The organism is Rhizobium sp. NLR16a (assembly GCF_017948245.1).
GTDB lineage: Bacteria > Pseudomonadota > Alphaproteobacteria > Rhizobiales > Rhizobiaceae > Rhizobium.
This window is the reverse complement of the sequence record NZ_CP072868.1, coordinates 482994-489413: the sequence shown is the minus strand read 5'-3', so window position 1 is coordinate 489413 and position 6420 is coordinate 482994. Positions and strand designations below refer to the sequence as shown.

5 protein-coding genes are annotated in these 6420 nt (G+C 63.1%); 4 read left to right on the top strand and 1 reads right to left on the bottom strand.

All coding sequences use genetic code 11. The features are described 5' to 3' along the window. Positions 1–342: 342 nt before the first annotated feature. The 4 genes from J7U39_RS27010 to J7U39_RS26995 all read left to right on the top strand — a co-directional run bounded on the left by J7U39_RS27010 (position 343) and on the right by J7U39_RS26995 (position 5748). Positions 343–1290, top strand: coding sequence for an ornithine cyclodeaminase family protein (locus J7U39_RS27010; protein WP_210632840.1), 948 nt, complete (start codon positions 343–345; stop codon positions 1288–1290). Next, positions 1287–3752 carry an ATP-dependent helicase HrpB gene (gene hrpB, locus J7U39_RS27005; RefSeq protein ID WP_210632839.1) on the top strand — a complete coding sequence of 822 codons (2466 nt, stop codon included), beginning with the start codon at positions 1287–1289 and terminating at the stop codon, positions 3750–3752. Before J7U39_RS27010 ends, hrpB begins: the two co-directional genes overlap by 4 nt. 21 nt (positions 3753–3773) lie before the next feature. Beyond that, complete coding sequence (locus J7U39_RS27000) at positions 3774–5102, top strand: ActS/PrrB/RegB family redox-sensitive histidine kinase (RefSeq protein ID WP_210632838.1); 1329 nt, start codon at positions 3774–3776, stop codon at positions 5100–5102. Positions 5103–5169: 67 nt separating this feature from the next. Beyond that, a complete protein-coding gene (locus J7U39_RS26995; protein ID WP_210632837.1) occupies positions 5170–5748 on the top strand; it encodes an ActR/PrrA/RegA family redox response regulator transcription factor in 579 nt (192 codons plus the stop codon). Positions 5749–5760: 12 nt separating this feature from the next. On the opposite strand, the gene J7U39_RS26990 is transcribed toward J7U39_RS26995, so the two are convergent. Further along, positions 5761–6255 carry an MmcB family DNA repair protein gene (locus tag J7U39_RS26990; RefSeq protein ID WP_011423458.1) on the bottom strand — a complete coding sequence of 165 codons (495 nt, stop codon included), beginning with the start codon at positions 6253–6255 and terminating at the stop codon, positions 5761–5763. Positions 6256–6420 lie beyond the last annotated feature (165 nt).

The following is a 6420-nucleotide window of genomic DNA, read 5'->3' as shown; positions in this document are numbered from 1 at the left end:
AGAACGAAAGACTTCGTCGCCAGCAGCGCCGCCGCCCTCGTTCAGTGAGTGGGCTTATAGAACCTTCCCCTTTTCTAAGTCAACTGCCATTCCAAAAGTTTTTTGACATTTTTGTAACAGGCTGATTCGTAAAGGGTTTTTGGCTTGCCGTTCGAAATCGCGCAAATTTACTGCCGGATCTGGCAGTTCTGGGGATTCGTTTTCGCCGAACCTCGATAAATCGCTTCGACGGCGAAGCCATGACCTATATGGGAAGCCGCCAGATGAAATTCCAGGGCGCTTGCCTCCCACGCACGGCACTCGCTAGTTTGCCGGGGAGAAAACGATCCGCCGGAGTGAAAAATGCTTGTCCTCAACGAAGAACAGACGCGCGCAGCCCTGCCTTGGCGTGAGCTGATCGAAGCGATCGCCGCCATGTTTGCGAGCGAATGCGTGATGCCGGTGCGTCATCACCACGAGATGGACGTGCCCGGGGAAGAGAGTGCAACGCTGCTTCTGATGCCGGCCTGGGTTCCCGGTCGTTATGCCGGGGTGAAGGTGGTTTCGGTCTTTCCCGGCAATGCGCGGCGAAGCCTGCCGGCAATCTCAGGAACCTATCTTCTTTCCTCGGGCGCAACCGGCGAGATGCTGGCCGTGATCGACGGCGCCGAACTGACGGCGCGGCGGACAGCGGCGGCATCGGCGCTCGCCGCCCGTTATCTCGCCCGCCCGAATGCGGAGGAAATGCTCGTCTGCGGAACCGGGCGGCTGTCGCTCAACCTGATGCTCGCCCACGGCGTGACGCGGCCCATCCAGAGATACAGGATCTGGGGACGCAACGCGCAAGCGGCGGAGAAGATCGCGGCGGAAGCGCGGGCGCTGGGCCTCGATGCCGAGGCGGTGGCCGATAGGGAAGCGGCGGCGCGGACCGCCGACATCATTTCCTGCGCCACGCTTTCCAGCGCACCGCTCATATCGGGGGAATGGTTGAAGCCCGGCGCACATCTCGACCTCGTCGGCGCGTTCAAACCAAGCATGCGCGAAAGTGACGACGAAGCCATTCGCCGCGCTTCGGTCCATGTCGATACCCGCGCGGGCGCCACCAGCGAGGCCGGCGACATCGTTCAGCCGATGAAAAGTGGCCTGTTGGACATGAACGACATCCAATCGGAGCTTGCGGAACTCGTGAGCGGCGCCCATGGAGGGCGGAGCCATGACGAGGAAATCACGCTGTTCAAGTCGGTCGGCGCAGCACTCGAGGATCTCGCCGGCGCCATCCTTGCCTATCAGACGGTGGCGGGCCGCAAGTGACGATCAGTGCATCATTGCCGGAGCTTCCGGTTTCGCATGTCCTGCCCGCCGTCGCGGCGGCGCTGACCGAGCAGAGACGCGCCGTTCTTTCCGCTCCGCCAGGCGCCGGCAAGACGACGCTGGTGCCGCTCTACCTGCTCGATCAGGCCTGGCGCGGCGACGGCAAGATCATCCTGCTCGAACCGCGGCGGCTGGCGGCGCGAGCCGCAGCAAGCCGGATGGCGTCACTCATCGGCGAGCAGGTGGGCGAGACGATCGGCTACCGCATGCGCCTCGACAGCAGGATATCGGCGGCGACCCGGGTCGAGGTGGTGACCGAAGGGGTTTTCGCCCGAATGATCCTCGACGATCCAGAACTGACCGGCGTCTCGACCGTGCTTTTCGACGAATTCCATGAGCGGTCGCTCGATGCCGATTTCGGGCTGGCGCTGGCGCTCGACGTGCAATCAGCGCTCCGCGAGGATCTGCGCATCCTGGTGATGTCGGCGACGCTCGACGTGGAGCGTGTGGCCGCCTTGCTCGATCATCCGCCTGTCATCGAGAGCCTGGGGCGCAGCTTTCCGATCGATATCCGCTATCAACACCGGCCTGGCGGCGAGCGCATCGAGGATGCCGTCACGCGGGCGATTATCGAGGCACATGCCGACGAGGACGGCTCTATCCTCGCCTTCCTGCCCGGCCAGGCGGAAATCACGCGCACCGTGGAGCGCCTGCAGGGGCGATTCGGCCCTGAAACCTTGATTGCGCCTCTCTATGGCAATCTCAGTCAGAAGGAGCAGGATGCAGCGATCCGGCCAGCGCCGAAGGGGACGCGTAAGATCGTCCTCGCCACCTCGATCGCCGAAACCTCGATCACCATCGACGGCGTCCGAATCGTGATCGACAGCGGATTGCAGCGTCTGCCGGTCTTCGAAGCCTCGACCGGGATTACACGGCTCGAGACGGTGCGGGTGTCGCGGGCCTCCGCCGATCAGCGGGCCGGCCGCGCGGGACGAACGGAGCCTGGCATCGCCATTCGGCTTTGGCACCAGGGGCAGACGGCGGCACTGCCGGCTTTCACGCCGCCGCAGATCCTCTCCAGCGATCTCGCCGGCCTGGTGCTCGATCTCGCCCATTGGGGCGTCCAGGATCCGGCATCTCTTGCCTTCGTCGATCAGCCGCCGGAAACGACGCTTAAGGAGGCACGGGCGCTGCTCGGCCAGTTGGGAGCGCTCGACAAGGATGGCGCGTTGACCGTCCGCGGTAAGATGATGCGCAATCTCGCTCTGCCGCCGCGGCTTGCCGCCATGGTCGTTTCATCAGGCGAGTCGGGCCATGCCCGGGAGGCGGCGATGATTGCCCTGCTCCTGACCGAACAGGGGCTTGGCGGACCGAGCGTCGACATTGAGGACCGGCTGCGGCGCTTCAAGGCCGAGCGCGGCGAAAGAGCCGACGCCTCGCGGCGGCTGGCGGGGCGGCTGGCCGCCGGCCTCGATACCGTCACCACTGCCGCACCTGTACTGGCGGGTCAGCTGCTGCTGCATGCTTTCCCGGATCGGATCGCGCTTCAGCGCGGCGGGCGCGGGCGATTCGTCATGGCGAACGGGCGGGGAGCGGAACTGCCGGAAACCGAGAGGCTCGCCGGCAGCCAGATGCTCGTCATCGCCGATCTCACCGGGCGTGCGGCACAGGGGCGGATTCTGGCGGCGGCCGAAGTGACGCGTGCGGATATCGAGGCCGAACTGCCTGGCGAGATCAGAACCGATGACCAGACATTCTTCGACCGCCAAAGCCGGCAGGTGCGAGCGCGGCGGGCAACCCGGCTCGGCTCGATCGTCTTCGAAGAGACGCCGTTGCCGCGTCCCTCCGGGGCCGCCGTCACTCAGGCGCTGATGGAGGGCGTGCGCGAACTGGGGCTCGATCAGCTCGCCTTCTCGAAGGAAGCCCTGCAGCTTCGCGAACGGATCGGTTTCCTTTATCGGACGATCGGTGATCCCTGGCCCGATGTCAGCGACGATGCTCTGCTTTCCCGGCTGGAGGAATGGTTTGCTCCCTTCCAGGAAGACGCCCGAAGCCTCTCCGAGATTTCTGCGGCAGGGCTTTCGAACGGGCTGATGTCGCTGGTGCCGCACGAGCTGCAGCGCGATCTTAGCCGGCTTGCGCCGACGCATTTCGAGGCGCCGACCGGTCAAAGACATCCTATCCAATATGAGGGTGAGGAGCCGGTCTTGACGATCCGGGTGCAGGAGTTGTTCGGGCTCAAACAACATCCAGCGGTCGCCGGAGGCCGCCTGCCGCTGCTCCTGGAGCTGACGTCGCCGGCGCACCGGCCGATCCAGACGACGCGCGACCTGCCCGGCTTCTGGGCGGGCTCGTGGAAGGACGTACGCGCAGAGATGCGCGGGCGCTATCCCCGCCATCCCTGGCCGGAGCGGCCAGAAGAGGCGTTGCCGACGACACGGGCAAAACCACGTGGTACATGAGAGCCATCAAGGAGCCCCGGCATGATCGACAAGCCCGGCGTGATCGACAAGACGCAAAGCCATACGCTGGAAGACCGGCACAGCAGCCGCAGGCTGCGGCTGCAGACGCTGGTGCGGCTGCGCTGGCTTGCGGTCGGCGGCCAGGCGCTGACAGTGTTCATCGTCGCCTTCTGGCTGAAATTTCCCTTGCCGCTGATCGCCAGCTCTTCGCTGATCGCTGCGCTTGCCTGGGTGAATTTCTACCTGACGATCCGCTATCCGCCGACGCACCGGCTGGAGCCGCCCGCCGCCTTCGCGCTGCTCGGCTTCGACCTCCTGCAGCTCTGCGCGCTGCTCTTCATCACCGGGGGCCTCGCCAATCCCTTCGCCGCACTCGTCTGCGTGCCTGTTATCATCTCCTTTGCCTCACAGCCGATCCGCTACAGCACGGCGCTGATCGGCTTTGCGATGGCCTGCATTACCGTGCTTGCCTTTTCGCCTTTCCCGCTGCCCTGGTTCGACGGGGTCGAGATCAATGTCCATAACGTCATGCAGTTCGGCGTCTGGTGCTCGATCGCCTCGACGATGGCCTTTGCCGCCTTCTATGCCTATCGCGTCTCGATGGAAGCAAGCCAGCTTGCCGACGCGCTGGCCGCGACCGAACTGGTGCTGCAGCGGGAAAAGCATCTTTCGCAGCTTGACGGCCTGGCCGCGGCCGCCGCTCATGAACTCGGCACGCCGCTTGCCACGATCAGCGTCGTCGCCAAGGAAATGGAACGCGAGCTCAAGGACGATGATCGCTTCCGCGAGGATGTCATGCTGCTGCGGAGCCAGAGCGAACGCTGCCGTGATATTCTGCGGCGGCTGACGACGCTCTCCTCCGAAGGCGAGGCGCATATGCGCCGGCTACCGCTTTCCTCGATGATCGAAGAGGTCGTCGCGCCGCACCGGGAATTCGGCATCACGCTCGAGCTCATCGAAAAAAGCCCGCGCAAGAACGAGCCGGTCACCGACCGCAATGCCGGCATCATGTACGGGCTCGGAAACCTCATCGAAAATGCCGTCGATTATGCCAGGGAGAAGGTGACCATCACCGTCGAACACGATCACGACAAAGTGCTGATCGTCATCGAGGACGACGGCAATGGTTATTCGCCTGACATCCTAACGCGAATCGGCGAGCCCTATGTGACCAGGCGGCAGAAGGAAGATACGGCCGGCGGCCTCGGGCTCGGCCTTTTCATCGCCAAGACGCTGCTGGAGCGCTCGGGCGCATCGCTGGTTTTCGAGAACCGCGAGCCGGAAAGAGCCGGCGCGCGCATCCGCATCGAATGGCCGCGAATGCTGATCGACGCAAATTCGACAAAATGAGTTTGTGGGCATAAGTAGAATGAGAACGGTTGACCAGGATCAGGCGCAACCGCCGGGACCCGAGACGATGACAGAACAGACTCACGGAAATTTCGCCGCATCGGACGAAAACCATATCGGGCCCGACGCCAGCTTGCTGATCGTCGACGATGACGGGCCGTTCCTGCGCCGTCTTGCACGGGCGATGGAGACGCGCGGCTTCGAGGTGGAGACGGCCGACTCAGTGGCGGAAGGTGTTGCGAAATCGAAAAGCAGGCCGCCGAAATATGCGGTGGTCGACCTTCGCCTCGGCGACGGCAACGGGCTTGACGTCATCGAAGCGATCCGCCAGCGGCGCGACGATACCCGGATCATCGTGCTGACCGGCTACGGCAATATCGCAACAGCGGTGACGGCCGTAAAACTTGGAGCCGTCGATTATCTGGCCAAGCCCGCGGATGCCGACGATGTCTTTTCGGCGCTGACGCAACGGCCGGGTGAAAAAGCGGAACTTCCCGAGAATCCGATGTCGGCCGATCGGGTTCGCTGGGAACACATCCAGCGGGTCTATGAAATGTGCGAGCGCAATGTCTCGGAAACGGCACGCCGGCTCAACATGCATCGGCGAACGCTGCAGCGCATCCTTGCCAAACGCGCGCCGAAATAGACGAAACCTTCGTCAGACATCATCCACGGTGAACGGTTTTCCGTTCGCCCATTCGGCCATCATCAGCCTTTGCGCGGCGGCGCGCGAGAAACTGAGCGTGACGGATTTGCGCGTGGCTGGTGCCATGCGGTGTTCCGGCGCCTCGCGAATCATGTGGGCGCCATAGCCATCCGAGAGGAAGAGCCCGCATTCCTCCGGAAAGATGTCGAGCGGCACACCTTCATGTGTCGCAAAGAACAGGCGGTCGCAATGCAGTCTGTATTCCGGCCATTTGCGATCCACCCGGAAATCCTCGATCGATGTCTTGATTTCGATAATCCAGACTTCGCCCTTTTCCGAAAGCGTGATCAGATCGGCGCGGCGGCCGCTGGCGAGCGGCAGTTCGGGTAGCACGGCATGGCGCATTTCATGCAGCAATATCTGCGTCCCGCGCCGCACCATCATGGCCCTGTCCGATTGCCGGCCATCGATTAACGGATTGTTATTGTAAACGCTCAAAATCGTCATGGATAACCGTCGCAGAGCCGTGTGTGTTGTTGCAAAAAAACCATGCGCTTTTAATTTGCGCAGCAGACGAATTCGTCGCGCCACAGTAGCCTTGCAAAGCGCAAGTTAATCGAAAATAAACCATAATCAACGATGGTCGAAAGACTGTTCTCCTCGCCCAAAAAC

What these genes read in the sequence shown, in the direction of transcription:
- J7U39_RS27010 (WP_210632840.1), top strand. Translation starts at nt 343, where the DNA reads ATGCTTGTCCTCAACGAAGAACAGACGCGCGCAGCCCTGCCTTGGCGT.
- J7U39_RS27000 (WP_210632838.1), top strand. Translation starts at nt 3,774, where the DNA reads ATGATCGACAAGCCCGGCGTGATCGACAAGACGCAAAGCCATACGCTG.
- J7U39_RS26995 (WP_210632837.1), top strand. Translation starts at nt 5,170, where the DNA reads ATGACAGAACAGACTCACGGAAATTTCGCCGCATCGGACGAAAACCAT.
- J7U39_RS26990 (WP_011423458.1), bottom strand. Translation starts at nt 6,255, where the DNA reads ATGACGATTTTGAGCGTTTACAATAACAATCCGTTAATCGATGGCCGG.